The organism is Georgenia ruanii, assembly GCF_009193175.1.
Classification (GTDB): Bacteria; Actinomycetota; Actinomycetes; order Actinomycetales; family Actinomycetaceae; genus Georgenia; species Georgenia ruanii.
Genome location: NZ_VUKE01000010.1, coordinates 59,912 through 84,160, shown reverse-complemented (window position 1 = coordinate 84,160; position 24,249 = coordinate 59,912). Strand labels below are relative to the sequence as shown.

The 24,249-nt window shown below is 74.1% G+C and carries 26 protein-coding genes; 10 read left to right on the top strand and 16 right to left on the bottom strand.

All coding sequences use genetic code 11. From position 1 onward, the window contains the following. The first annotated feature begins 205 nt into the window (after positions 1-205). Positions 206-586, top strand: a complete 381-nt coding sequence (locus GD880_RS11240; protein WP_152231711.1) for an STAS domain-containing protein — start codon at positions 206-208, stop codon at positions 584-586. A 103-nt stretch (positions 587-689) separates the two neighbouring features. On the opposite strand, the gene GD880_RS11235 is transcribed toward GD880_RS11240, so the two are convergent. Next, a complete protein-coding gene (locus GD880_RS11235; RefSeq protein WP_152231710.1) occupies positions 690-2,987 on the bottom strand; it encodes an ATP-binding SpoIIE family protein phosphatase in 2,298 nt (765 codons plus the stop codon). Positions 2,988-3,155: 168 nt separating this feature from the next. Here GD880_RS11235 and GD880_RS11230 point away from each other — a divergent pair, with 168 nt between their 5' ends. After that, positions 3,156-3,485, top strand: coding sequence for an STAS domain-containing protein (locus GD880_RS11230; RefSeq protein ID WP_152231709.1), 330 nt, complete (start codon positions 3,156-3,158; stop codon positions 3,483-3,485). A 78-nt stretch (positions 3,486-3,563) separates the two neighbouring features. Here the strand turns inward: GD880_RS11230 and fbaA are convergent, their stop codons facing one another. Continuing rightward, the gene (fbaA, locus tag GD880_RS11225; protein WP_152231708.1) at positions 3,564-4,586 is read right to left on the bottom strand and encodes a class II fructose-bisphosphate aldolase; all 1,023 of its coding nucleotides are present in this window, start codon (positions 4,584-4,586) and stop codon (positions 3,564-3,566) included. A gap of 171 nt (positions 4,587-4,757) precedes the next feature. Here fbaA and GD880_RS11220 point away from each other — a divergent pair, with 171 nt between their 5' ends. After that, the gene (locus GD880_RS11220) at positions 4,758-5,126 is read left to right on the top strand and encodes a cupin domain-containing protein (RefSeq protein WP_152231707.1); all 369 of its coding nucleotides are present in this window, start codon (positions 4,758-4,760) and stop codon (positions 5,124-5,126) included. 49 nt (positions 5,127-5,175) lie between these two features. Here the strand turns inward: GD880_RS11220 and GD880_RS11215 are convergent, their stop codons facing one another. Next, a complete protein-coding gene (locus GD880_RS11215) occupies positions 5,176-5,841 on the bottom strand; it encodes a TrmH family RNA methyltransferase (RefSeq protein WP_152231784.1) in 666 nt (221 codons plus the stop codon). 182 nt (positions 5,842-6,023) lie between these two features. Here GD880_RS11215 and GD880_RS11210 point away from each other — a divergent pair, with 182 nt between their 5' ends. After that, positions 6,024-6,797 carry an HAD-IIA family hydrolase gene (locus GD880_RS11210; protein ID WP_152202933.1) on the top strand — a complete coding sequence of 258 codons (774 nt, stop codon included), beginning with the start codon at positions 6,024-6,026 and terminating at the stop codon, positions 6,795-6,797. Here the strand turns inward: GD880_RS11210 and GD880_RS11205 are convergent. The 3 genes from GD880_RS11205 to GD880_RS11195 all read right to left on the bottom strand — a co-directional run bounded on the left by GD880_RS11205 (position 6,781) and on the right by GD880_RS11195 (position 8,875). Continuing rightward, positions 6,781-7,377, bottom strand: a complete 597-nt coding sequence (locus GD880_RS11205) for a LemA family protein (RefSeq protein ID WP_152231706.1) — start codon at positions 7,375-7,377, stop codon at positions 6,781-6,783. The genes GD880_RS11210 and GD880_RS11205 overlap by 17 nt on opposite strands. Positions 7,378-7,492: 115 nt before the next feature. Further along, entirely contained in the window at positions 7,493-8,065 is a 573-nt protein-coding gene (gene pyrE, locus GD880_RS11200; RefSeq protein WP_152231705.1) for an orotate phosphoribosyltransferase, read from the bottom strand. A gap of 36 nt (positions 8,066-8,101) precedes the next feature. Next, positions 8,102-8,875 (bottom strand): SDR family NAD(P)-dependent oxidoreductase, encoded by a 774-nt coding sequence (locus tag GD880_RS11195; protein ID WP_152231704.1) that lies wholly within the window; start codon positions 8,873-8,875, stop codon positions 8,102-8,104. Positions 8,876-8,964: 89 nt separating this feature from the next. Between GD880_RS11195 and GD880_RS11190 the strand changes: the two genes are divergently transcribed. After that, positions 8,965-9,744, top strand: coding sequence for an exodeoxyribonuclease III (locus GD880_RS11190; RefSeq protein WP_152231703.1), 780 nt, complete (start codon positions 8,965-8,967; stop codon positions 9,742-9,744). A 76-nt stretch (positions 9,745-9,820) separates the two neighbouring features. Here GD880_RS11190 and GD880_RS20735 read toward each other — a convergent pair whose 3' ends face one another. The 9 genes from GD880_RS20735 to GD880_RS11150 all read right to left on the bottom strand — a co-directional run bounded on the left by GD880_RS20735 (position 9,821) and on the right by GD880_RS11150 (position 19,503). Continuing rightward, positions 9,821-9,997, bottom strand: coding sequence for an LURP-one-related/scramblase family protein (locus GD880_RS20735; RefSeq protein WP_226909584.1), 177 nt, complete (start codon positions 9,995-9,997; stop codon positions 9,821-9,823). Beyond that, positions 9,958-10,419 carry a hypothetical protein gene (locus GD880_RS11185; protein ID WP_226909583.1) on the bottom strand — a complete coding sequence of 154 codons (462 nt, stop codon included), beginning with the start codon at positions 10,417-10,419 and terminating at the stop codon, positions 9,958-9,960. The genes GD880_RS20735 and GD880_RS11185 overlap by 40 nt, the downstream gene beginning before the upstream one ends. A gap of 60 nt (positions 10,420-10,479) precedes the next feature. After that, positions 10,480-11,286, bottom strand: a complete 807-nt coding sequence (locus GD880_RS11180; RefSeq protein ID WP_226909582.1) for a glycerophosphodiester phosphodiesterase — start codon at positions 11,284-11,286, stop codon at positions 10,480-10,482. After that, positions 11,283-12,671, bottom strand: coding sequence for an ABC transporter substrate-binding protein (locus tag GD880_RS11175; protein ID WP_152231702.1), 1,389 nt, complete (start codon positions 12,669-12,671; stop codon positions 11,283-11,285). The genes GD880_RS11180 and GD880_RS11175 overlap by 4 nt, the downstream gene beginning before the upstream one ends. A gap of 157 nt (positions 12,672-12,828) precedes the next feature. After that, positions 12,829-13,725: a carbohydrate ABC transporter permease gene (locus GD880_RS11170; protein WP_152231701.1), complete on the bottom strand. Its 897-nt coding sequence runs from the start codon at positions 13,723-13,725 to the stop codon at positions 12,829-12,831. Then, positions 13,722-14,705 (bottom strand): carbohydrate ABC transporter permease, encoded by a 984-nt coding sequence (locus GD880_RS11165; protein ID WP_152231700.1) that lies wholly within the window; start codon positions 14,703-14,705, stop codon positions 13,722-13,724. The genes GD880_RS11170 and GD880_RS11165 overlap by 4 nt, the downstream gene beginning before the upstream one ends. Before the next feature lie 194 nt (positions 14,706-14,899). After that, entirely contained in the window at positions 14,900-15,709 is an 810-nt protein-coding gene (locus tag GD880_RS11160; RefSeq protein ID WP_152231699.1) for a serine hydrolase domain-containing protein, read from the bottom strand. A gap of 180 nt (positions 15,710-15,889) precedes the next feature. Beyond that, positions 15,890-18,556, bottom strand: a complete 2,667-nt coding sequence (gene clpB / locus GD880_RS11155; RefSeq protein ID WP_152231698.1) for an ATP-dependent chaperone ClpB — start codon at positions 18,554-18,556, stop codon at positions 15,890-15,892. 194 nt (positions 18,557-18,750) lie between these two features. Then, positions 18,751-19,503: a metal-dependent hydrolase gene (locus GD880_RS11150; protein WP_193314460.1), complete on the bottom strand. Its 753-nt coding sequence runs from the start codon at positions 19,501-19,503 to the stop codon at positions 18,751-18,753. Between the two features lie 134 nt (positions 19,504-19,637). On the opposite strand from GD880_RS11150, the gene GD880_RS11145 reads away from it, so the two are divergent. Further along, positions 19,638-19,919 carry an Rv0909 family putative TA system antitoxin gene (locus GD880_RS11145; RefSeq protein ID WP_152231696.1) on the top strand — a complete coding sequence of 94 codons (282 nt, stop codon included), beginning with the start codon at positions 19,638-19,640 and terminating at the stop codon, positions 19,917-19,919. Here the strand turns inward: GD880_RS11145 and GD880_RS11140 are convergent. Then, positions 19,910-21,355 carry an amidase gene (locus GD880_RS11140; protein ID WP_152231695.1) on the bottom strand — a complete coding sequence of 482 codons (1,446 nt, stop codon included), beginning with the start codon at positions 21,353-21,355 and terminating at the stop codon, positions 19,910-19,912. The genes GD880_RS11145 and GD880_RS11140 overlap by 10 nt on opposite strands. Before the next feature lie 213 nt (positions 21,356-21,568). On the opposite strand from GD880_RS11140, the gene GD880_RS11135 reads away from it, so the two are divergent. The 4 genes from GD880_RS11135 to GD880_RS11120 all read left to right on the top strand — a co-directional run bounded on the left by GD880_RS11135 (position 21,569) and on the right by GD880_RS11120 (position 24,125). Continuing rightward, positions 21,569-21,763, top strand: a complete 195-nt coding sequence (locus tag GD880_RS11135; RefSeq protein WP_152231694.1) for an antitoxin — start codon at positions 21,569-21,571, stop codon at positions 21,761-21,763. Positions 21,764-21,935: 172 nt separating this feature from the next. Then, positions 21,936-22,262: a hypothetical protein gene (locus GD880_RS11130; protein ID WP_152231693.1), complete on the top strand. Its 327-nt coding sequence runs from the start codon at positions 21,936-21,938 to the stop codon at positions 22,260-22,262. Positions 22,263-22,387: 125 nt separating this feature from the next. After that, positions 22,388-22,690, top strand: a complete 303-nt coding sequence (locus tag GD880_RS11125; protein ID WP_152231692.1) for a hypothetical protein — start codon at positions 22,388-22,390, stop codon at positions 22,688-22,690. Positions 22,691-22,895: 205 nt separating this feature from the next. Further along, on the top strand, positions 22,896-24,125 hold the full coding sequence (locus tag GD880_RS11120) for a substrate-binding domain-containing protein (protein WP_152231691.1): 1,230 nt from the start codon (positions 22,896-22,898) through the stop codon (positions 24,123-24,125). The last annotated feature ends 124 nt before the right edge of the window (positions 24,126-24,249 follow it).

Genomic DNA, 24,249 nt, shown 5'->3' with positions numbered 1-24,249 from the left:
CCCGGAAGGCCGGGGCCGGCCGCCGGCGCGACGGGGGCGTCCCTCACGTGACGGTGTCCACACCCCCAGCGAGCACCCCGACGTGCATCTCCGGAAAAGGCGCGTTAGGTTCGGAGGAACTGGTGACGTCCCACAAGTGACATGGACGCGCCCAGAGTCGCGGAAAGTCCGTGACCCGGACGGGGTCCCGGAGGAGGAAGTGCGGATGATCGAGATCTCGGCGTCGTCGACGACGGCGAACGTCACGATCACCGGAGACCTCGACCTCGCCGAGCGCGAACGGTTCCCCGAGGTCACCGCCCGGGTCAGCGGGCTGCGGCGCCAGCTGCTCGTCATCGACATGTGCCGGGTGAGCTTCATGGACTCCACCGGCGCGGCCTTCCTCATGGCGCTGGCCGAGGCCGGCTCCCGGCGCGGCGGCGCGACGGTGCTGCGCGGCGTGAGCGAGCGGGACCTGTTCGTCCTCGAGATCTGCGGGGCGCTGCCCCTGTTCCGGATCGACCATGAGCACCGCTGCGAGCTGAGCGGTGAGCAGGGGCGGCTGCGGGCGGAGCGCGAGTCCCGCCAGCTCGACAACTCGCGCTGACGCCCGACGGGCTCCCGGACGTGGGAGCCGCCCGGCCCCGGTCGACGCGACGTCGACGGCGTGGCGTCCCGCCGCGCGCCGGCCGCTGCGCCGCCGCTCGCCGCTAGTCCGAGCCACCCTGGGGCGCGCCGTCGTGGTCCGGCTCGGCCGACGACCCGAGCGGCTGCTCGCCGGTCGAGCGCGGCTGGGAACGCAGCCGCGCCCAGACCACCTTGCCGGTCGGCGTCGGGCGCCAGCCCCAGTCGGCGAGCCGGTCGACGATGTGCATGCCGAAGCCCCCGACCCGGCTGGCGGAGCGCTCCCGGGTGATCGGCGGCGCGGGGTTGGCGTCCTCGACCTCGATGCGCAGCCCGTCGCCGGTGTCCTGCAGCCGCAGCCCGATCCGCCCCCAGCCGTGCATGACGGCGTTGGCCATGAGCTCGGAGATGACCAGCTCGGCGGCGGCGACCTCCTGCATGCCCCAGGCCCGGCAGGTGCGGCGCACGGCGTGGCGGGCCCGCCCGATCGAGCTGGCGTCCATGGGCAGCTGCCAGCGGCGCTGCCGCGGCGCCGCGCCGTCGACCTCGCCCTCCGGGCCGCCGGGGACCCGGATGACGACCATCGCGACGTCGTCCTCGGGGGCGTCGGCGAGCCACAGCAGCTCCTCCCCCACGCCCGCGGCGTCGGGCGCGTGCACCTGGCCGGCGAGCTCCTTGAGGGCCTCGAGCCCGGCCCGCATGGGGCGGTCGCGACGCTCGATGAGCCCGTCCGTGTACAGGACGAGCACGTCCCCGGGCAGCACGAGGGTGCGAGCGGTCCCGCGCTCGCCGGTGCTGAAGCCCACCAGGGTGCCGCCGGCGCCGTCGAGCACGCTCACCTCCCCGCCGCGCACCCGCAGCGGGGGCAGGTGCCCGGCCCGGGAGTACGCGAAGTCCCACGCCCCCTCCTCCAGCGGGGTGAGGGTGGCGTACACGAGGGAGGCGCTGCGCGGGATCCGCATGCCGGTGACCAGGCCGTCGACCCGCCCCAGCACGGTGCCGGGGTCGACCAGCTCGGCGGCCAGGGCCCGCACCACCGAGCGCAGCTGCCCCATCGCCGCCGCGGCCTCCACGTCGTGGCCGACGACGTCGCCGATGACCACCGCGACGGTGCTGGCCCGGAGGTTGACGACGTCGTACCAGTCCCCGCCCACCTGGGCGTGCTCGGCGTTGGGGGCGTAGTACGTCCACACGTCCAGGCCGGCGACGTCGTCCTGCTCGGGCAGCATCGCCCGCTGCAGCGTCTCGGCCAGCACGTGCTCGCGGGCGTAGAGCTGGGCGTTGTCCATGGCCATGCCCACGCGGCGGGCGGTGAGCTCGAGGACGGTCTGCACCTCCTCGTGGAAGCCCTGGACCTCCCTGTTCCCGTCCGTCAGGTCGTCGACCACCACCGCGCTGGCCCGGCGGGGCAGCGCGACGAGCAGCGCGAGGGTGCGCTGGCGGCCCAGCACGGGGAAGACCAGCACCTCGCGCAGCGCGTCGGGCCGCTCGGCGAGGTGCGGGGTGACCAGCTCGAGCAGCTCGGCCGTGAGCGTCCCCTGGGGGGCGGGCCGGTCGGGGTCGAGGCGGAGGGTGCGCATGGCGGCGGCGAGCACGAGGTCGAGGACCTGGTCCTCGTCGTGGCGCTGGGCGCCGCGCCGGCCGGCCGGGCGGGCGGGCGGCGGGTCGTCCTCGATGCCGTCGACCTCGCGCAGGGTCCGGCCGGGGACGTAGAAGCCGCTCCAGGCGACGACCTGCCGGGTGAGCATGTCCGCGATGGCGCGCAGCACGTCGCCGGAGTCGACCTCCTGGAGCAGGTCGGAGACGCGGGCCACCAGGCTCAGCGCCACCCGGGCCCGCCGCTCGGCGTCCAGGCGCACCCGCTCGAGCTGGGCGCTGGCGACCTGGGCCGAGACGTCCCGCACGACGGCGCTCCAGCGCTGGCCCGTGGCGTCCTCGAGGGGCGCCAGCGCGATCCCGGCCCAGTAGCCGGTGCCGTCCGCCCGCTGTGCCGCCACCCGCAGGGAGGCCGGGCGGCCCTGCTCGAGCGCGGCGGCGACGGCCCGCGCGCCGTCGGCGTCGAGGCCAAGGACGTGCCGGGGTTCGGCGAGGCCGCTGAGCAGCTGCGTGCGCTCGAACCCGCACAGCTCGACGGCGGCGTCGTTGGCGAAGGCGACCTCCCACTCCCCGTCGCCGCGGCCCAGCACCAGCACGGCGTCGGGGAGTTGCTCGAGGACCGAGGTGGCGCACACGGGCGCGGGGCCGGCCGGGGCCGCCGCGACGTCCGCGGTGCGCGCCGGGGCCTGCGGAGCGCCGTCCGTGGTCGCGCCGCCCGCGGGGGTCCACGGCTCGTCCGGCCCGACGGGGACGCCGGGTGTACGCGCCGAGCCGTGGGATTTCACCATCAGGTCCTCCGATCCGTTAGCGTTCCTTACGATGCCCGGTGGACGCGCGGGACGCACGTGTAGGCCAAGGCGAAGGGGAGTGACGTGCACGACGTGACACAGGACGAGCCAGCGGGCCGCCCCGGCCCGGACGCCGCAGGGGCGGCGGAGACCGGTTCGGTTCACGTCATGGTCTCATCTTCACGCACCCGGCTGGTGCTCTCCGGCGAGGTCGACGTCGCCCTCTCCGGCGACCTCACCGAGGCGGTCACCGAGGCCGAGCGCGCCGGGCTGCCGGTCGAGATCGACGCCCGGCACGTGACCTTCATGGACTCCTCCGGCGTGAGCATGCTCGCCCGGCTCGCGCACCGGACGCCCGGTCGCCTGACGATGATCGAGCCGCCCGACGTCGTCCGGTTCCTGCTCGGGGTCACGCGGATCGGCGAGGTCGTCGACGTCGTCGACGTCGACCCCGGCTTCCCCGACGACGAGCCACCCACGGGCGGCGACGCGGCCTGACGCCGCTGACCCGGCCGCGACGTGGCCCGGCGCCACACGGCGCCGGCCCACGCCCGCTCACGTCAGGCCACGCTCAAGTCAGGCCATCGTGGTGCCGGCCGAGCGCAGCTGCTGGCAGGCCTCGACGACGCGGGCGGCCATCCCGGCCTCGGCGAGCTTGCCCCAGGCGCGCGGGTCGTAGGCCTTCTTGTTGCCCACCTCGCCGTCGATCCGGAGCACGCCGTCGTAGTTCGTGAACATGTGGTCCACCACCGGCCGGGTGAAGGCGTACTGGGTGTCGGTGTCGATGTTCATCTTGATGACGCCGTGGTCCACCGCGAGGGCGATCTCCTCCGCCGAGGAGCCGGAGCCGCCGTGGAAGACGAGGTCGAACGGCTGCTCCTTGCCGACCTCCCGACCCACGACCTGCTGGATCTCGCCGAGCAGCTCCGGGCGCAGCTTGACGGCGCCGGGCTTGTACACGCCGTGAACGTTGCCGAAGGTCAGGGCGGTGAGGTACCGGCCCCGCTCGCCCGTGCCCAGCGCCCGCACGGTGGCCAGGCCGTCCTCCGGGGTGGTGTAGAGCTTCTCGTTGATCTCGGCCTCGTGGCCGTCCTCCTCGCCGCCGACGACGCCGATCTCGATCTCGAGGATGGTGCGGGCCTTCTGCGACAGCTCGAGCAGCTCCTCGGCGATGACGAGGTTCTCGTCCAGCGGCACGGTGGAGCCGTCGAACATGTGCGACTGGAAGGTCGGCTGCCTGCCGGCGGCGACCTCCTCCGCCTCGAGGGCGAGCAGCGGGCGGACCCAGCGGTCGAGGTTCTCCTTGACGCAGTGGTCGGTGTGCAGCGCGATGGTGACGCCGTAGCCCTTCGCGACCTCGGTGGCGTACCGGGCCAGGGCGACGGTGCCGGTGACGGCGTCCTTGATCGTCGAGCCGGAGGCGTACTCCCCGCCGCCGACGGAGACCTGGATGATGCCGTCGCTCTCCGCCTCCGCGAAGCCGCGCAGCGCGGCGGTGACGGTCTGCGAGGAGGTCACGTTGATGGCCGGGTAGGCGAACTTGCCCGCCTTCGCCCGGTCGATCATCTCGGCGTAGGCCTCAGGGGTTGCGATGGGCACGTCAGCTCCTGTCTCGTGATTTTCAGTACATCTGGGATTGTTTCATCATCCTGCGAGGGGCACTGGGACCCTCGCCCCAGGTCTCGGGGCTTGACACACCGAGGGGGCGCGGCGCTGCATGGTCGGGTCAGCAGGCAGGGTCTCTCAGCAGACACCGTCAGGAGCACCATCATGAGCCAGCCGCTGGAGCACGTCTCGTTCGACCAGCCCGACGAGGTCCGCGAGGGCGAGAAGTGGCGCATGGAGCTGGTCAACCTCGCCGGAGGCGCCCAGGTCGGGCGGATCACCCTGCAGCCGGGGTGGCGCTGGTCCGAGCACGTCAAGCCGGTCGCCGGCACCGACCTGTGCATGGCGCCGCACCAGCAGTACCTCATCTCCGGCCGGCTCCACGTGCAGATGGAGGACGGCACCGAGTTCGAGTCCACCGCGGGCGAGGTCACGTCCATCCCGCCGGGCCACGACGCCTGGGTGGTCGGCGAGGAGCCGGGCGTCGCCGTCGACTGGCAGGGCGCCTCCGTCTGGGCGAAGAAGCGGGAGTAGCCCGCTCCCCGGCCCCGCCGGGCGCGCCGGGGAGCCGTGGGCTGCCGCGTCAGGCCGGCGCGGGCTCGGCGTGCTGGACCATCCACGCGTGCATCGCCACGGCTGCCGCAGCGCCGGCGTTGATCGAGCGGGTCGAGCCGTACTGGGTGATGTGGAGGATCTCGGCGCACCCGGCGAGGGCGGCGGGGCTCAGGCCGGTGGACTCCTGGCCGAAGAGCATCACGCAGTCCCGCGGCAGCGTGCGGCCCTCGATCGGCACCGAGCCGGGCACGTTGTCGATGCCCAGCACGGGCAGCCCCGCCGCCCCCGCCCACGCGAGCAGGGCTGCGACGTCGTCGTGGTGGCGCAGGTGCTGATACCGATCGGTCACCATGGCTCCGCGCCGGTTCCATCGCCGTCGCCCGACGATGTGCACCTCGGCGACGGCGAACGCGTTGGCCGTGCGCACCACCGAGCCGATGTTCATGTCGTGGGCGAAGTTCTCGATCGCCACGTGCAGCGGGTGCCGGCGGGTGTCGATGTCGGCCACGATCGCCTCGACGGTCCAGTACCGGTAGCGGTCGACGACGTTGCGGCGGTCGCCGTGCGCGAGCAGCTCCGGGTCGTAGCGCGGGTCCTCCGGCCAGGCGGCCTCGCCCCCGGGCCACGGCCCCACGCCGACCTCCACGCCCTCCCGCCGGACGTCCCGACCGCCGTCGGGCCCCGCGGCATCCAGGAGGTCCCGGCCGCCGTCGGGATCGGCCCTGACTGTGTCGCTCACCCCCCGACGGTAACGGCCCGGCGGACGGCGCCGTCCCGACCCCGGGGCCGCGTCGTCGGTATCGTTCGAGGCAGGCGCGGGTTCGTCCGCGCCGGGGGCGGCCCCGCCCGGGGGCGTCAGAGCTGGAGGGCGAGCACATGACCGAGGAGATCAAGAGCTGGTTGACGGACATGGACGGGGTGCTGGTCCACGAGGGCTACGCGCTGCCCGGGGCGGCGGAGTTCATCGCCCGGCTCACCGAGCTCGACCGGCCGTACCAGGTCCTGACCAACAACTCGATCTTCACCCCGCGCGACCTCTCGGCCCGGCTCGCCGCCTCCGGCATCAAGGTGCCCGAGGAGCGCATCTGGACCTCAGCGCTCGCCACGGCCACCTTCGTGGCCCAGCAGATGCCCGGCGGGCGGGCGTACGTCATCGGTGAGGCGGGCCTGACCACCGCGCTGTACCAGGCCGGCTACATCATGACCGACGTCGACCCCGACTACGTCATCCTCGGCGAGACCCGCACGTACTCCTTCTCCTCGATCACCCGGGCCATCCGGCTCATCCGCGACGGCGCCCGGTTCATCGCCACCAACCCCGACCCCACCGGCCCGTCCACCGAGGGCCCGCTGCCCGCCACCGGCGCGGTCGCGGCGCTCATCACCAAGGCCACCGGCCGGTCGCCCTACTTCGTCGGCAAGCCCAACCCGGTGATGATCCGGGCGGCGCTCAACCGCATCGAGGCGCACTCGGAGACGACGGCGATGATCGGGGACCGCATGGACACCGACGTCCTCGCCGGGATGGAGGCCGGGCTGCGCACGTTCCTCGTGCTCACCGGGTCCACCACGGAGGCGGACGTGGAGAAGTACCCGTTCCGCCCGACCGAGGTGCGCCCGTCGATCGCCGAGCTCATCGACCGCGTCTGAGCTGCGGGTCCTCGAAGGCGGCGGCCGGCGCGGCCCGCACCGCCGGGTCCTCCGCGGCGAAATATGCGGCGGGGCGGATGCCGGACAGCCGCGCGACCAGGCCCGCGGGGAAGCTCTCGAGGCGGGCGTTGAGCTGGCGGGCGTGGGCGTTGTAGAAGCGCCGGCCGGCCGCGATGTGGTCCTCGACGTCGGTGAGCTCGGCGTGCAGCCGGGCGAACGCCTCGGCGCCGCTCAGCCGGGACGAGGTCGCCGCGGCGGCGAGCAGCCGCCCGAGCGCGGCGGTCAGGTCGTTCTCCCGGCGCGCCTGCTCGGCGGGGTCCGCCACGGTGGCGCCCGCCCACGCCGCGCACCGCTCGCACTCCCGGGCCGGCTCCTCCGCGGAGGGCAGGTCGGCGGTGATCATGGCGGCGAGCCGGGGCACGAGGTCCCGGCGACGGCGCAGCTCGACGTCGATCTGCCCCCAGGCCTCCCCCAGGAGCCGGCGCTGGCGGGCGAAGCCGTTGTCGGTGGCCACGGCCCAGCCCCCCACCGCCGCGACGACCACGGCGATGAGGACCAGCGCCACCACCAGCCCGTCCATCAGGCCTCCCGATCCCCCGCTGGCGGCGATTGAACCACAGGGACCCGGGCGTCACGCGGCAGACGGGTGGCGGCACGGCGCACCGGGCCGATCCGCCCGGTGCGGCCGGCCGGTGTCAGTCGAGGCCGAGGTCGGCCAGGTCGAGGGCGGCGAGGTAGGGCAGCCCGGTGGCCTCGATCGCCTCGCGGGCCCCGGTCGCGCGGTCGACGACGACGGCCACGGCCTGCACCTGCGCGCCCGCCTCGCGCAGCGCCTCGATGGCCTGCAGCGGGCTGCCGCCCGTGGTGGAGGTGTCCTCGAGGACGACGACGCGCCTTCCCGTCACGTCCGGGCCCTCGATGCGCCGGCGCATGCCGTGCGACTTCGCCTCCTTGCGGACGACGAACGCGTCGAGGTCGAGCCCGCGCGAGGCCGCGGCGTGCAGCATCGCGGTGGCGACGGGGTCGGCGCCCATGGTCAGCCCGCCGACGGCGTCGACCTCGTCGGGGCCGTACCCGGCCTCCTCGAGCAGGTCGAGCATGACGTGCCCGATGAGGGGCGCGGCGGCGTGGTGGAGGGTGGCGCGGCGCATGTCGACGTAGAAGTCGGAGGTCAGCCCGGAGGCCAGGGTCACCTCGCCGCGCACCACGGCGAGCTCACGGACCAGGGCAGCCAGCTGGGTCCGGGGCGTGTCGTTGGTGATGGTCACGGCGGCCAGCGTAGTGGCGCCACCTGGGTGCCCGGCTCAGCGCATCGCCCGCCCGCTGGTCTCCGGCCCGGCGACCCGGCGCACCACCCGGCGTGGGAGGTGCCGCAGGGCCACGGCCGCGGCGCCGTAGCGCAGCGACGGCGTGACGACCACCCGCCCGCGCCGGACCGCGGCCAGGGCGTCCGCCGCCACCTTCTCGACGTCGACCCACGCCGACGCCGGCCAGGCGGCCGCCTCCAGGCCCGCACGCTCGTGGAACTCGGTGCGCACCAGGCCCGGGCACAGGGCGGTGGCGGTGACGCCCGTGCCCCGCAGCTCCGCCGCGAGGCCCTCGGTGAAGGTGAGCACCCAGGCCTTGTGGGCGGCGTAGGTGCCCATCGCCGTCAGCGCCGCCATCGAGGAGACGTTGAGGATCGCGCCCCGCCCGCGCGGGACCATCGCCTCGGCGGCGGTCTTGGAGAGCACGAGCACGGCGCGGACCATGACCTCCAGCGCCGACTCCTCGCGCGCCAGGTCCCCGCCGAGCAGGTGCTGGCCCAGGCCGAAGCCGGCGTTGTTGACCAGCAGGCCCACCGGGTGGGTCTCCTGGCGCAGCCGGGCGGCGACGGCGTCCCGGCCGGCGGCGATGGCCAGGTCCGCGGGCAGCACCTCGACCTCGACGCCGGCGGCCGAGCGGATCTGGTGGGCGAGCTTCTCCAGCCGGTCCCTGTCGCGCGCGACGAGCACGAGGCGGTGCCGGTTGGCGGCCAGCTGCCAGGCCAGCTCCAGCCCGATCCCCGAGGAGGCGCCGGTGACGAGTGCGGTTCCCATGCTCCGCAGCGTATGGGCTCGGGCCGCCGTCGAGCCCGGTGGACGGGCACGGTCCGGAGCTCACGGCGCCGCCCGGTACCGTCGGGCCCATGAGGCTGGCGACGTGGAACGTGAACTCCATCCGCACCCGCGTGGACCGCGTGGTGGCTTTCCTGGAGCGCTCGGGCACCGACGTGCTGGCCATGCAGGAGACGAAGTGCCGGGACGAGCAGTTCCCCGCCCTGGCGTTCGAGGCGGCCGGCTACGAGGTCGTGCACCACGGCCTCAACCAGTGGAACGGGGTGGCGGTGGCCTCCCGGGTGGGGCTCGCCGACGTCGAGGTCGGCTTCCCCGGCATGCCGACCTGGGGCGACCCGGCGGCCGCGGAGGCCCGCGCGCTGGGCGTGACCTGCGACGGCGTGCGGGTGTGGAGCCTGTACGTGCCCAACGGGCGGGCCGTGGGCGACCCGCACTACGTGTACAAGCTGGAGTGGCTGGCCGCGCTGCGCGAGGCCGCCGGCGGCTGGCTGGCGGACGACCCGGACGCGCAGCTCGCCCTGGTCGGCGACTGGAACATCGCGCCCCGGGACGAGGACGTCTGGGACATGTCCCTGTTCACCGGCGCCACCCACGTCTCCGAGCCGGAGCGGGCGGCGTTCCGGGCGCTCGAGGACGTCGGGTTCACCGAGGTCACCCGCCCGCACGTCCAGCAGTACACCTACTGGGACTACCAGCAGCTGCGCTTCCCCCGGAACGAGGGCATGCGCATCGACTTCGTCCAGGCCTCCCCCGCGCTGGCCGCGCACGTCGTCGGGGCGCAGATCGATCGGGACGAGCGCAAGGGCAAGGCGCCGAGCGACCACGTGCCGGTGATCGTCGACCTCGACTGATTCCACCCCCACGACCACACCGCCATGCTGGCTGTGACCAGCCTGGCACCGTGGCCGCGGGGGGAGGCGGGCGCGGTCAGCGGCCCTGCAGGGCGTCCAGCGCCACGGCCATGGACGCGGCGACGCGCAGGTCGAGCCGCGCGTCGGGCACCGTGACGGTGTACCGGTCCCGGATCGCGAGCTGCCGCTCGGAGGTCATCACCGGCCGCCCGGTCACAGCGTCGACGACGTCGACATGGAGGACGAAGGGCACCCACACCTCCCCAGGTAGGGGACGAGGTCCCAGACCCGGCGCAGGAGGGCCACCGCAGCGCTGCGCTCCCGGCCGGTGGCCTCCAGCCCGTGCGCGGAGACGTGCCAGGTCGAGCGCAGCAGGCTGGCGCGAGAGTCCTTGCGGAAGAACCCGACGGGCCGACCGGCGTCGTCCCGGACGTCGTAGCCGGAGCCGAGGTCGACGACCTTGCGGGCCTTGAAGGAGAAGAGGCGGCGGGTCTGCTGCCGGTCGGCGTAGAACGTGACCTCCTCGCGCAGCGCCGCCCGCTTCTGCTGGGCGAAGGCCAGCAGCGGCCCGGGGGTGCCGTCGGGGTTGGCGGCGAGGATCTCGTACCGGTTGACCATCAGCGTGACGTGCTGGTGGACGAAGAACCGGGGCACGTGCGCGGCGGGCATCGTCATGGGCGGGGTGTGGCAGTGGCCGGGCCCGGGGCATCGTGCGACGTCCCGGGCCCGGTCGCGCTACCGGGCCGAGAGCCAGCCGCGCAGCCGGTCGGGGCGGTCGGTGATGATCGCGTCCACGCCGGCGGCGACGGCGGCGGCCCAGTGCGCCGGCTCGTTGAGGGTCCACGGCATCGTCCGCAGCCCCTCCCCGTGCAGGGCGTCGACCAGGCCGGGCTCGTCGACGAGCAGGGTGCCCGCGGGGTTGACCGTCATCACCCGCAGCTCCCGGCACAGCGCCAGGAGGTCCTCGGGCAGGTCCACCAGCAGCAGGCCGCGGGGCAGGTCGGGGGCGACGTCGCGCAGCGCCGCCACCGTCTCGGTCCAGAAGCTCTGGACGATGACCCGGTCGTGCAGCCCGGCCCGCTCGATCTCCTCGGCGACCTGCCGCGCCGCCTCCGGCTGCCAGGCGCCCTTGAACTCGGCGAGCAGCCCGAGGTCGGGCCGCTCGGCGAGGAAGGCGAAGAGCTCGACCGCCGTGGGCACCCGGGCGCCGCGGTAGCGCGGGGAGAACCAGGTGCCGGCGTCGAGCCGGCGCAGCTCGTCGGCGTCGAGGTCGTCCACCCGGCCCGCGCCGTCGGTGGTGGCGTCGACCGTGTCGTTGTGGATGACGACGGCGACGCCGTCCCGGGTGACCTGGAGGTCGACCTCGATGAGGTCGGCGCCGGCCCGCCACGCCGCCTCGAAGGCCACGAGCGTGTTCTCCGGGGCCACCGAGGAGTTGCCCCGGTGGGCGACGACCAGCGGCAGGGCGGCCTCCTGGGGGCCCCCGGGCACGGCCGGCAGCGCGGCCGCGCCCGGGACACCGGCGGTGGTCGCGCCGGTCACAGGTAGGGCTCCACGTTGTCGGAGAAGGCCCGCTCGAGCTGGGGGGTGACCTCGGCCCAGACCGTCTCGGCGTCGGTGCCCCGCAGGACGATCTTCTCGAGCCCGTCGGTGAGGATCTTGTCCCCGGACGGCACGAACACCCGGGACCGGTCCTGGCTGCGGGTCTTCTCGGTGAGCTGGTCGACCGAGGTGCGGAACTGCGGCGTCTGTGCGTACACCTCACCCATGATGGGCCCGTCGATCGCCGACGTCCGCACGGGCATGTACCCGGTGCCCTTGGAGAACTCCGAGGTGTTCTCCTCGTTGGTGAGGAACGCGAGGAACATCGCGGCGGCGAGCTGCTGCTCGGGCGTCCGCGAGGCGGGGATGGCGAGGCCGGTGCCGCCGGTGGGGGTGTACCGGCCCGGGCCCTTGGGGCCGTCGGGCAGGAACGCGGTGCCCAGCTCGAACGAGCTGGCCTCCAGCAGCCCGCTGAGGGAGCCGGTGGAGCCGATGAGCGCGGCGAAGGTGCCCGCGGCGAAGTCGGCGTTGGTGTCCGTGCCCACGGCGGCGTAGGCCTTGGGGCCGTGGTACATGTCGCGCACGTAGTTGCCGGCCGCGACCGCCTCGGGCGTGTCCAGCGTGACGGCCCACTCGTCGCTGTAGGCGCCGCCGTGGCCCCACAGGATGTTCGAGAACCACCAGGCCGCCCAGGAGGTGCCGGTGGCCAGCCCCAGCGGCGCGCCGCCGTCGGGGAGCACGCCGCGCAGCGGCTCGCCCCAGCCCTCCAGCTCGGCCCAGTTCTTCGGGCCGCGGTCGGGCAGGCCGGCCTTCGCCCACAGGTCCTTGTTGTAGTAGAAGAGCGGCGTCGAGCGGGCGTAGGGGGCCGCCCAGTGCTGGCCCTCGAACTCGTAGTCGCCGTAGAGGGTGGGGACGAAGTCGCCGGTGTCCACGCCGAGGTGGGCGAAGACCTTGTCCAGCGGCATGATCTGGCCGTTGATGAAGTACCGGAACCACCACACGTCGCTGGCGATGACCAGGTCGGGGAGGTTGTCGGTGCTCGAGGCGGCCTGGAAGCGCTGGGCGATCTCGTCGTAGTTGGCCCCGCCGGTGACGAGCTTGACGGTGATCTCGGGGTGCTCGGCGTTGAAGCGCTTGATGATCTCCTCCTCGATGGGCTTCGAGGCGCCGGGGTGGTTGCTCCACCAGGTGATCTCCTCGGCCGGGGTGATCGAGGCCCAGTCGACGTTCTCCTCCTCGTCCGCGGCGGTGGCGTCGTCGCCCACGGCGGGCCCGGCGCAGGCGGCGAGGGTCAGGGCGAGGGCGCCGAGGCCGCCCGCCTGGAGGACGGACCGGCGGGAGGGGGCCCAGAGGCCGGAGGGACGGCGGGTGAGGGACGTGCGCACGGATGGCTCCTTGGTGGTGGGGGACTGACAGGTGCGGGGGAAACGGGTTGGTGGGCGCGCCGGGCCAGCTGGCGCGGGGAGGGACGGCGTCCGGGACGTGGCCGGGGACGGGTCGGGCCGGTGCCCGGGATCCGGCGGCCGGCCGGCGCGAGGGGCGTCAGCCGGTGACCGCGCCGGCGGTGAGGCCGGAGACGAGCCGGCGCTGGAGGACGAGGAAGACGACGACCATCGGCAAGGTGACCAGGGAGGTGGCGGCCATGAGCAGGCCCCAGTCCTGCATGCCGTCGACCTTCTGCAGGAGGGTCAGGCCCACCGGGAGCGTCATCTTGTCGGGGTCGTCGGTGACGAGGAACGGCCACAGGTACTCGTTCCACTTGCCGACGACGGAGACGACGCCCACCGCGGCGATGGTCGGGGCGGACATCGGCACGATGAACTGGAAGAGCTTGCGCCAGTGGCCCGCACCGTCGAGCTCGGCCGCCTCGAGGATGGACGCCGGCAGGGTGAGGAAGTGCTGGCGGAACAGGAAGGTGCCGAAGGCGCTGGACAGGCCCGGCACGATGATGCCCTGGTAGGTGTTGATCCACCCCAGCTCGGCGGTGAGGGTGTAGTTGGGGATGATCGTGATCTGCTGCGGGATGAGCAGGGTGAAGATCACCGCGACGAAGATCGCCCGTTTGAACGGGATGTCGAGGAACACCAGGGCGTAGGCGCAGCCGAGCCCGAGGAGCATCTCCCCGGCCGCCCCGACCAGGGTGATGCCCACGGAGTTGAGGAACATCGTGCCCATCGGCACCAGGGACGTCGCCTCGGCGTAGTTGGACAGGTCGAGGCCGTGCGGCAGCCACCGCAGCGGCACGGTGTACAGCTCGTCGGGCTGCTTGAAGCCGGCCAGCAGCATCCACAGCAGCGGCACGCCGAGGACCAGGACCGCCAGGACCATGACGGCGTAGCGGCCCGGGCCGGCATCCCGGCGCCGCGTCCGCCGGGGGCGGTCCGGGCCGGGCAGCGCCGGGGCGGGCCGGGCGTCGCGGGGCGGGGCGGTGAGGCTCATGCGTAGTGCACCTTCCGCTCCGTGACGCGCAGCTGCAGCGCCGTGATGGCCAGGAGGATGAGGAACAGCACGGTGGCGACGGCGGAGGCGTAGCCGGCCCGACCGACGACGAAGCCCTCCTCGTAGATCTGGTACATCAGCGTGGTCGTCGTGCCGAGGGGGCCGCCCTGGGTCATGGCCTGGACGAGGTCGAAGGACTGCAGCGAGCTGAGCAGCAGGGTCACGACGAGGAAGAACGTCGTCGGCCCCAGCAGCGGCAGCACGATCGAGCGGAACGCGCGGGCCCGGCTGGCGCCGTCGAGCGCGGCGGCGTCGAGCAGGTCGCGCGGGACCGCCTGCAGCCCGGCGAGGTAGATGAGGGCGACGTACCCGAGGTTCTTCCACAGGTAGACGACGATCAGCATGATCAGCGCCCAGGGCGAGCTGTTGTACCAGTCGGGCGAGGCGACGCCGAACCAGCCCAGCACGACGGAGAGCAGCCCGTAGCGCGGGTCGAAGATGTACAGCCAGAGCATGCCGACGGCGATGCCGGAGAGCACGTACGGCGCGAAGGCCACCGAGCGGGCGAACCCGCGACCGGCCATTCGCCGGTTGAGCACGAGGGCCAGGCCCAACCCGAGGACCAGGGCGCCCCCGACGGTGGCGAGGGTGAACACGGCCGTGGTGGTCAGCACCATGGGGGTGTCGGGGTCCTGCCACCACTCGGCGTAGTTGCCCAGGCCCACCGGGCGGGCCGTCCGGGAGCCGACGTTCCACTGCAGGGTGGAGTAGTAGAAGCTCAGCAGCAGGGGCCGGTAGGTGAAGACGAGGAGCAGGAGGAGGTTGGGACCGGCCAGCAGGAGGAACGCCAGCCAGGTGGACCGGCGTCGGCCGAGCGGCCGCCGGCCGCGCGGGCGTGGGTGGCGCCTCGGGGGCGGCTCGGCGGCGGCTCCCGTCGGCGCGACCGACGGGCGGCGCGCGGGCGTGAGGAGGGTGGTCATCGGGGCGGGGCTTCCGTTCTCGAAGGAGTGCGGAAGTCACGCTAGGGGCAGCATCGGCGCAGGTCAGCGGCCCGGCCACCGGTATTACCGACTGTTCCAGAAGATTTCACCGGGCGGCTCGCCGCCGGTCGCGCCGGACACCTGCTGTTCGTCGCGTGGTGACCCGCGCCACTCACGCGCGGCGCCGCTCCGCCCTACCGGCGGTGCTGGGCGAGGATGTCGTCGGTGAGGCGAGGCCACACGTGCGCCGCCCACTCCCCAAAGGGGTTGGCGCCGAGGAAGGCCGTCGCCAGGCGGGCCTCCGGGTCGACCCACAGGAAGCTGCCGGACTGGCCGAAGTGGCCGAAGGTGCGCGGCGACGACGTCGCGCCGGTCCAGTGGGGGGTCTTGTGGTCGCGGATCTCGAACCCGAGGCCCCAGTCGTTGTGCGCCTGGCGGCCGAACCCCGGCAGCACGCCGGACAGCCCCGGGAACTCCACGGTCGTGGCCTCGGCGAACAGCTCGCCGTCGAGCAGCGTGGGGGCGAGCAGCTCGCGGCCGAGCCGGGCGAGGTCCTCGGCGGACCCGGTGGCGGCGTGCGCGGGCGAGCCCTCGATGAGCACGGTGGACATGCCGAGCGGGTCGATGACCGTCTCCTCGGCCCAGCTGGTGAAGTCGGTGCCGACGTGCTCGGCCACGTGCTCGGCGGCGAGCTCGATGCCGAGGTTGGAGTAGATGCGGCGCTTGCCGGGCGGGGCGAGGACGGCCCCGGAGTCGAACGGCACGCCGGAGGCGTGGGCGAGCAGGTGGCGCAGCGTCGACCCGGGCGGGCCGGCCGGGGCGTCGAGGTCGACCAGGCCGCGGCGCACCGCGACGAGCGTGGCGTAGGCGGAGACCAGCTTGGTCACCGACGCCCAGCGGAACTCGGTGGTCGTCTCGCCGTAGGTGGCGACGACGCCGTCCGCGTCCGTCACGACGACACCGGCGGGGAAGTCCAGGTCACGCAGTGCCTCGAAGCTGCTCACCCGCCCAGCCTGCCACGGGAGCGGGCGCGGGCCGGCGCCGCGCTCCCCGTCCCGAGCGCGGGAGCCACGCCTGGCGAGCGCTGCAGCGGTCGCCAGGCATGGCACAGGACATGGGGACCGCGCCAGCTACGGCTGACGCGGTCCCCTGGTCGTGGCGCGCCCGATGAGCGGCGGCCGGGCTCACGCCACGTGCGGCGCGGGCTCCTCGGCCACCACGCTGAGCACGAGCCGCGGCTGGCCCGGAGTCAGCGTGCTGGTCTCGGCCAGGGCCGCCGCGGCGTCGAGCTCGGGGCGGTCGACCACCACGGTGTCGCCGTCGTGGATCTCGCCGGCGAGCAGCATCTTGGCGAGCTGGTCGCCGATCTCGGTCTGCACCAGCCGGCGCAGCGGGCGGGCGCCGTAGGCCGGGTCGTAGCCCTCGAGCGCCAGCCACTCGCGGGCGCCGTCGGTGACCTCCAGCCGCAGCCGCCGGTCGGCCAGCCGCCGGGCGAGGCGGTCGACCTGCAGGTCGACGATCGAGCCGAGCTCGTCCAGGCTCAGCGCGTCGAAGACGACGACGTCGTCGAGCCGGTTGAGGAACTCGGGCTTGAAGCTCGCCCGCACCGCCGCCATGACGGCCTCGCGCTTGGCGCGCTCGTCCAGGCTCTGGTCGACGAGGAACTGCGAGCCGAGATTCGAGGTCAGCACGAGGATGGTGTTGCGGAAGTCCACCGTGCGGCCCTGGCCGTCGGTGAGGCGGCCGTCGTCGAGCACCTGCAGCAGGATGTCGAAGACCTCGGGGTGGGCCTTCTCGACCTCGTCCAGGAGCACCACGGAGTACGGCCGACGGCGCACGGCCTCGGTGAGCTGGCCGCCCTCCTCGTAGCCGACGTACCCCGGGGGCGCCCCGACGAGCCGGGCCACCGAGTGCTTCTCGGAGTACTCCGACATGTCGATGCGGACCAGGGCGCGCTCGTCGTCGAAGAGGAAGTCGGCGAGGGACTTCGCCAGCTCGGTCTTGCCCACGCCGGTGGGCCCGAGGAACAGGAAGGAGCCGGTGGGCCGGTCGGGGTCGGCGACGCCGGCGCGCGAGCGGCGCACGGCGTCGGAGACGGCGCGCACGGCGCTGCGCTGGCCGATGAGGCGCTGGCCGAGGTGGTCCTCCATGTGCAGGAGCTTCTCGGTCTCGCCCTGGAGCAGCCTGCCCACCGGGATGCCGGTCCAGGACGCGACGACCTCGGCGACCTCGTCCGGGCCGACGTGGTCGGTGACCATCGGCGCGTCGTGCTTCGCGGCCTCCCCGGCCTCCTCGGCGCGCTCGGCCTCGGCCAGCTCGCGCTGCAGCGCCGGGATCTCCCCGTACAGCAGCCGCGAGGCGGTCTCCAGGTCGCCCTCGCGCTGGGCGCGGTCGGACTCGGTGCGCAGCTCGTCGAGCCGGGCCTTGATGTCGCCCACGCGGTTGTGCCCGGCCTTCTCGGCCTCCCACCGCGCGGTAAGGCCGCCGAGCTCCTCCTGGCGGTCGGCCAGGTCGGCGCGCAGCTTCTCGAGCCGCTCCTGGGAGGCCGGGTCGTCGGACTTCTCCAGCGCCAGCTCCTCCATCTTCAGCCGGTCCACGGTGCGGCGGAGCTCGTCGATCTCCACCGGGGAGGAGTCGAGCTCCATGCGCAGCCGGGACGCCGCCTCGTCGACCAGGTCGATGGCCTTGTCGGGCAGCTGCCGGCCGGTGATGTAGCGGTTGGACAGGGACGCGGCCGCCACCAGCGCGCCGTCGGAGATCCGCACCTTGTGGTGGGCCTCGTAGCGCGGGGCGATGCCGCGGAGGATGGCGACGGTGTCCTCCACCGAGGGCTCGCCCACGAACACCTGCTGGAAGCGGCGCTCGAGCGCGGGGTCCTTCTCGATGTGCTCGCGGTACTCGTCGAGCGTGGTGGCGCCGACCATGCGCAGCTCGCCGCGGGCCAGCATGGGCTTGAGCATGTTGCCCGCGTCCATCGAGCCCTCGGAGGCGCCCGCGCCGACGACGGTGTGCAGCTCGTCGATGAAGGTGATGACCTGCCCGTCGGAGCCCTTGATCTCCTCGAGGACGGCCTTGAGCCGCTCCTCGAACTCACCGCGGTACTTCGCGCCGGCGACCATGGCGGCCAGGTCCAGGGCGATGAGCCGCTTGCCCCGCAGGGACTCGGGCACGTCGCCGGCCACGATGCGCTGGGCGAGGCCCTCGACGACGGCGGTCTTGCCGACGCCGGGCTCGCCGATCAGCACCGGGTTGTTCTTCGTGCGCCGGGACAGGACCTGGACCACGCGGCGGATCTCCCCGTCGCGGCCGATCACCGGGTCGAGCTTGCCCTCCCGGGCGGCGGCGGTCAGGTCGTTGCCGTACTTCTCGAGCGCCTTGAAGGTGTCCTCCGGGTCGGGCGAGGTGACCTTGGCGGAGCCGCGCACGGTGGGCAGCGCGGCGAGCAGCCCCTCGCGGGTCGCGCCGGCGGCGCGCAGGATCTCCCCGGCGGGGCTGGTCGAGGCGGCCAGGGCGATGAGCAGGTGCTCGGTGGAGACGTACTCGTCGCCGAGGGTGCGGGCCTCGTTGCCGGCGTCGGTGATCATCGTCATGGTCGCGCGCGAGGTCTGCGGCTGGGCGACCGAAGCGCCGCTGGCCCCGGGCAGGGTGGCCAGCGCCGCCCGGGTGCGCTGGGCGATGGCGCCGCGGTCGGCGCCGACGGCGTCGAGCAGCGCGACGGCGACGCCGCCCTCCTGCTCGAGCAGCGCGGCGAGGACGTGGACCGGCTCCAGCTGCGGGTTGCCGGCGGCGGAGGCGGTGCGGATGCCCTCCGCGATCGCCTCCTGCGACTTGGTGGTGAGCTTGGTGTCCAAAGGGACCTCCGGTCGGGTCGGGGCAGTACTGCTTGGATCAACTCTCCCAAACTTGAGCCTATTCCACTCAACCTCGTTGGCGCGTGCCCGACGAGGCGCGCGTCGTTGCTGCGGGGTCCGCGTCGCCGCCGATGGCGTCCGGCGGGGGCTGCGCCAGTGCGGTCAGCACGGGCGGGAGGCGTGGCCGCAGCGGATCAGAGCGACGCCATCACGGTGTGCGCGCCCTGCATCGACGTCATGGCGACGACGTAGACGATGTAGAGGTCCACCACGGCGGCGAACGCCCACTCCCGCTTGGAGCCGGCGCTGCCGAGCAGGGGCAGGGCGAAGTGGCCGTTGTTTCGCCACAGGGGCGTCGGGACCAGGGGATCCGGGCGCAGCGGCCACAGCAGCGGCACCCCCTCGGAGGTCAGCGCGTCGCCGGCCAGGTGGCACAGGCAGCCGAGCACCACGGCCGTCGGCAGCCACCACGTCGTCTCCGGGGCGAACCAGGTGGCGGCGGAGCCGGCCGCGAGGGACACGGCCCACGAGGAGAGCCAGCCGCGCGTCAGCCGCAGCGCCTTCGCCGCGTAGGCGACGAGCAGGACGATGATGAACCAGGCGCCCAGCTGGAACTCCTCGCCCCCGACCGGCACGCGCACCGCGGCCAGCAGCCGGGCGAGCAGCCCGGCCCCGACCACCCCCACGAGGGAGTGGGTGGCGTGACGGTGCCCGCCGGAGAGCTTGCCCAGGCCGCGGGTGACCCACCGCGACACGGGCGGCAGCGACCGGGCGATCGTGCCGGCGTGGTGGTCGGCGTCCAGCAGCAGCGCGGCGCCCGCCGTCACCACCGCCCCGGCCAGAACCTCGCTCGGCGGCAGCGGCATCCAGCCCAGCGCCCACGGCACCGTGGCGGTCACCGCGAGCCAGGCCGCGGCTCCGGTGGTGGCGTGGGCGTGGCTCATCATGGTGGTTCCCCCTGGGGTCGGCGACGTCGACCATCGTCGACGACACCACCCACATCGGACGTGGGTGACCGCCATCCCGGGTGCGCCCGGTCGAGGGTCGCCTTAGCGTGAGGAGCCCGACCGGAAGGACCGACATGGCAGCCGAGGACCTAGCCCGTAAGGCCAAGGAGGCGTTCCAGAACGAGAAGGTGCAGGCGGCCCTGCGCACCGAACGGGCCGAGCAGGTGAGCGACGCCGTCCTCGACCGCGCGGCCGGGCTCGCCGACCGGCTCACGGGCGGTCGCTACACCGACCGGGTGGAGCGGGGCCGCCACGCAGCGGACGAGCGCATCGGCACCGAGGCCGACCGGCGCGCCGCCCAGGCGGACGGGCCCGCAGCCGGCAAGACGGGCGGGGCCCGGGACTCTCAGCGGTAGTCGGGGGCGAGGACCGGCCAGGGATCGGCCGCCTCGAGCTGGGCGGCGAGGCCCAGCAGCGCCTCCTCCTGGCCCAGCCGGGCGCCGAGCATCACGCCGAAGGGCAGCTCGCGCGGCCCGTCGCCGTCCTCGACCACCTCGCGGTGCAGCGGCAGGGAGATCGCCGGGGCGCCGATGAGGTTCCACGCCGACGTCCACGGGGTGAACGCCTTCTGCGCCTGGAAGTCCCCGGCGGGGTCGGCGTCGTCGCGCATGGCGCCGATCTTCACCGGCGGCTGGGCCAGCGTCGGGGAGAGGATGACGTCGAACGCCGACCAGGCCAGCGCCGTCTGCCGGGTCAGCCGCTGGACGTCGCCGACGGCCCGCGCGTAGTCGGCGGCGCTGAACCCCCGGCCCACCTCCCGCATCCACCGGGTCAGCGGGACGAGCAGCTCCGCGCGCTCGGGCGGCACCGGGGCCGCGAGCGCGCCGACCGACCACAGCGGCATGAAGGCGTCCCACTGCTCCGGGGAGAACGGCACCGGCGCCTCGTCGAGGTGGTGGCCCAGGCCCTCGAGCAGCCGGGCGGCCCGGTCGACGGCGGCGCGCGCCCCGGGGTGCACCGGCGCATCGGCGACATTGACCGGCGCGGTGAGCACGCCCACCCGCAGCGCGGCCGGCGCCCGGTCGCAGGCGTCCAGGAAGCTCGTGCGCGGCTCCGGCAGCAGGTGCGCGTCGCCCGGCCAGTGCGCGGAGAGCACGTCGAGGAACGCCGCGGTGTCCCGCACCGTGCGGCTGAGCACGCCGTTGGTGGCCAGGGCCGCGCCGTCGACGCCGTACGGGCCCGGCGAGACCCGCCCCCGCGAGGGCTTGAGCCCGACCAGGCCGCAGGCGGCGGCCGGGATGCGCAGCGAGCCCCCGCCGTCGCTGCCGTGGGCGACCGGCACGATTCCGGCGGCGACCGCCGCGGCGGCGCCGCCGCTCGACCCTCCGGCGGTACGGCTGCGGTCCCACGGGCTGCGGGCGGGGGCGGCGACGTCGGGCTCGGTGTAGGGCGGCAGGCCGAGCTCCGGGGTGGTGGTCTTGCCGACCATGAGGGTCCCGGCCGCCCGCAGCAGCGTCACGACGCCGTCGTCCACGGGGGCGACCGCGCCCGCGAAGGCGGCCGACCCGCACTCGAACGGCAGCCCGGCGACCATGGTGAGGTCCTTGACCGGCACCGGGACGCCGAGGAAGGGCGGCAGCGTGCCCGCCCCACCGCCATCCGCCAGCTGCTCCTCGGCCTCGGCGGCCTGCGCCCGCGCCCGCTCCTCCGCCACGTGCACGAAGGCCCCCACGTCCGGGCCCAGCCGCCGGGCGCGGTCGAGGGTGTGATCGGCGACCTCGCGCGGCGAGACGTCGCCGGCGCGGACGGCGGCCGCGAGGTCGCGGGCGGAGAGCTCGTGGATCTGCGTCATGCCCCGAGGCTAACCAGGGCGGGCAGGGGCCGATGGGACGACGGCGGACGGGCCGGGACAACGGAGCGAGCCCCGCAGCCGGAGGGCCAGGGCTACGGCCAGGGCCAGGGCCGGTCCCCGGCCCCTCCCCTGCGGTTGCGGGGCCCGCTCGGCCGGACGGAGCCTGGAAGGGCCGCGCCGGCCGGCGTGCGCAGCCGACGAAGGGACGAGGACATGGGCATCGGCGACAAGGCCAAGGACCTCGGCGAGAAGGCCAAGGACTTCCTCAACACCGACAAGGGCGAGGAGAAGAGCGACGACGCGCTGCAGCGCGGCACGGACGCCCTCAACGAGCGCACCGGCGGCAAGTACGAGGAGCAGCTCGAGAAGGGACAGACGGCCGCGGACCAGCACATCGGCGACGAGTGACCGCCATTCGGCGACGGCGTGGTCGGGGTTCCGGCCACGCCGTCGTCCTGTCTCCGCCGTCCGCCGTCCGCCGTCCGCCGTCCGCCGTCCGCCGAATCTTGCCGCTGGGCGCCACCAGCGGGAGACTTGGCGGGACGGCGAGTCGCACACTCCGATCGACCGGAGGGACGCCATGAGTGACGACACCACCCCCCGCTCTGTTCCCGCTGACGAACCCGAGCCCCCCGTCACGCTCTCTCGGGGCCGCTTCGACGAGGGCCAGGCCAGCGACGCCGAGCTCGCCGAGGAGGTCCGCCAGCCGCACGGGCGGTTCGACGAGGGCGAGCGCTCGGGGACCAGCGCCCCCACGCCGGACGAGCCCATCCGGGGCCGCTTCGACGAGGGCCAGATCAGCGACGCCGAGCTCGCCGAGGAGGTCCGCCAGCCGCACGGGCGGTTCGACGACGGCGAGCGCGCCACCCCCACCGAGGAGCCCGACGTCGGCCGGACGGACTTCTGATCGGCCCCAGAGCTCTGACCGCTTCGCCGCGTGCCGCGCGACGGCGCGCGCCGGAAACGGTTGCGGCGACCACCGGTGCCCGCGACACTCGGAGCCCACGACGAGGTGACGGCGAAGGGCGCGCGATGAGCGAATCTCCCATGACCGGCGGGCAGGACCCGGTGGACCGCGAGACCGAGGAGGGCCTCCACGGCCGGTACGACGAGGGCGAGGCGGCCGACGCCACTCTCGACGCCGAGGAGGCGGTGCACGGCCGCTTCGACGAGGGCGTGGCCGCCGACGTGACCCTCGACGCGGAGGAGGGGATCCACGGCCGCTTCGACGAGGGGCAGGCGACCGACGCCACCCTCGACGCCGAGGAGGACGTCCGGGGGCGCTTCGACGAGGGGCAGGCGACCGATGACGTACCCGGGCAGCCGCTGACCTGATCTTCCCGCCCGTTCCCGCACCGAGGGCGGCCGACCCGAGGGGGTCGGCCGCCCTCGCGCGTGCGAGGTGGCATATGTGGGCAGCCTCAGGGTGCCGGCCCGCAGATATGTGTGCAGGCACGTTGTTTCCGCCGGGTGCGCCCCAGAAGATGCAACCTGAATCACCTCTCAGGTTGGGAGGTGCACCACCAAGGAAGGCGGTCTCATGCGAGCCACAAGGAAGTCACTCGCTCTGACCCTCGGCGTCGCCACCATGCTGGCCGTCGCCGCGTGCGCCCCCTCGAGCAGCGGCGGCGACAGCGCCAGCGCCGGCACCGGCTCCTCCCAGGGGGCCAGCCAGGGAGGAGAGCCGATCAACGTCGGCATCATCACCTCGACCACCGGCCCGCTGGCCGCCTACGGCAAGACCTTCACCGAGGGGTTCGAGGCCGGCCTGGACTACGCCACCGACGGCACCGGCGAGGTGAACGGGCGCGAGCTCAAGGTCACCTTCGAGGACGACGGCGGCGACACCGACCGGGCCGTCACTCTCGCCCGCGACCTCATCGGCCAGGGATACACCATCCTGGGGGGCACCGCGTCCTCCGGCATCGCGCTGTCCCTCGCCGAGCAGGCCGAGCAGAACAAGGTCCTGTACGTCTCCGGACCCGCGGCGACCGACGCGCTCACGGGGATCAACGACTACACGTTCCGCTCTGGTCGTCAGTCCCTCCAGGACGTCGCCACCGCCGGCTCCTTCGCGGACGTCAAGGGCCAGCAGGTGCTCGTCTTCGCGCAGGACAACGCCTTCGGCCAGGGCAACCTCGCCGCCGTGCAGGCGGTGCTGGGCGGGCAGGGCGCCGAGGTCACCTCGGTGATGGTGCCCGAGGACGTCACGGAGTTCACCCCGTTCGCGGCGCAGGTCCTCCAGGCCAGGCCGACGATGGTGTTCGTCGCCTGGGCCGGCGCCACCTCCGGCGCCATGTGGCAGGCCCTGGACCAGCAGGGCGTGCTCGACGACGTCACCGTCGTCACGGGCCTGGGCGACGCCTCCACCTACAACGCCTACGGCGCGGCGTCGGAGAAGATCGACTTCCTCAACCACTACTTCCCCGGCGCGGCGGACAACGAGATCAACGCGGCGATGATCGACCACGTCGAGAAGGCCGGCGGCACCCCGGACCTGTTCACCCCGGACGGGTTCACGGCCGCGCAGATGATCGTCCGCGCCGTGGAGAAGGCGGGCGGCGCCGACGACGTCGACGCCATGATCACCGCCCTCGAGGGCTGGAGCTTCGACGGCCCCAAGGGCAGCTACACCATCCGCGCCGGCGACCACGCGCTCATCCAGCCGATGTTCCAGGCCCGGCTCGTCTCCGACGGCAACGGCGGGTGGAAGCCCGAGCTCGTCTCCACCGCCACCGCCGACGACGTGGCCCCGCCCGAGGCCGGCTGAGCCGGTCGCCCGGCAGCCGTCGTCCACGAGGCTGCCGGGCGGCCCAGCCCGTGACCGCAGTCCCGCGAAGCACCCGCGCTCACAGCCAAGCCGCGACCGCGGCTGCAGCCAGAACGGCATTCTC

Coding starts and splice junctions, on each gene's coding strand:
- GD880_RS11240 (WP_152231711.1), top strand. CDS start 206: ATGATCGAGATCTCGGCGTCGTCGACGACGGCGAACGTCACGATCACC.
- GD880_RS11235 (WP_152231710.1), bottom strand. CDS start 2,987: ATGGTGAAATCCCACGGCTCGGCGCGTACACCCGGCGTCCCCGTCGGG.
- GD880_RS11230 (WP_152231709.1), top strand. CDS start 3,156: ATGGTCTCATCTTCACGCACCCGGCTGGTGCTCTCCGGCGAGGTCGAC.
- GD880_RS11220 (WP_152231707.1), top strand. CDS start 4,758: ATGAGCCAGCCGCTGGAGCACGTCTCGTTCGACCAGCCCGACGAGGTC.
- GD880_RS11210 (WP_152202933.1), top strand. CDS start 6,024: ATGACCGAGGAGATCAAGAGCTGGTTGACGGACATGGACGGGGTGCTG.
- GD880_RS11205 (WP_152231706.1), bottom strand. CDS start 7,377: ATGGACGGGCTGGTGGTGGCGCTGGTCCTCATCGCCGTGGTCGTCGCG.
- GD880_RS11195 (WP_152231704.1), bottom strand. CDS start 8,875: ATGGGAACCGCACTCGTCACCGGCGCCTCCTCGGGGATCGGGCTGGAG.
- GD880_RS11190 (WP_152231703.1), top strand. CDS start 8,965: ATGAGGCTGGCGACGTGGAACGTGAACTCCATCCGCACCCGCGTGGAC.
- GD880_RS11185 (WP_226909583.1), bottom strand. CDS start 10,419: ATGACGATGCCCGCCGCGCACGTGCCCCGGTTCTTCGTCCACCAGCAC.
- GD880_RS11170 (WP_152231701.1), bottom strand. CDS start 13,725: ATGAGCCTCACCGCCCCGCCCCGCGACGCCCGGCCCGCCCCGGCGCTG.
- GD880_RS11165 (WP_152231700.1), bottom strand. CDS start 14,705: ATGACCACCCTCCTCACGCCCGCGCGCCGCCCGTCGGTCGCGCCGACG.
- GD880_RS11150 (WP_193314460.1), bottom strand. CDS start 19,503: ATGATGAGCCACGCCCACGCCACCACCGGAGCCGCGGCCTGGCTCGCG.
- GD880_RS11145 (WP_152231696.1), top strand. CDS start 19,638: ATGGCAGCCGAGGACCTAGCCCGTAAGGCCAAGGAGGCGTTCCAGAAC.
- GD880_RS11140 (WP_152231695.1), bottom strand. CDS start 21,355: ATGACGCAGATCCACGAGCTCTCCGCCCGCGACCTCGCGGCCGCCGTC.
- GD880_RS11135 (WP_152231694.1), top strand. CDS start 21,569: ATGGGCATCGGCGACAAGGCCAAGGACCTCGGCGAGAAGGCCAAGGAC.
- GD880_RS11130 (WP_152231693.1), top strand. CDS start 21,936: ATGAGTGACGACACCACCCCCCGCTCTGTTCCCGCTGACGAACCCGAG.
- GD880_RS11125 (WP_152231692.1), top strand. CDS start 22,388: ATGAGCGAATCTCCCATGACCGGCGGGCAGGACCCGGTGGACCGCGAG.
- GD880_RS11120 (WP_152231691.1), top strand. CDS start 22,896: ATGCGAGCCACAAGGAAGTCACTCGCTCTGACCCTCGGCGTCGCCACC.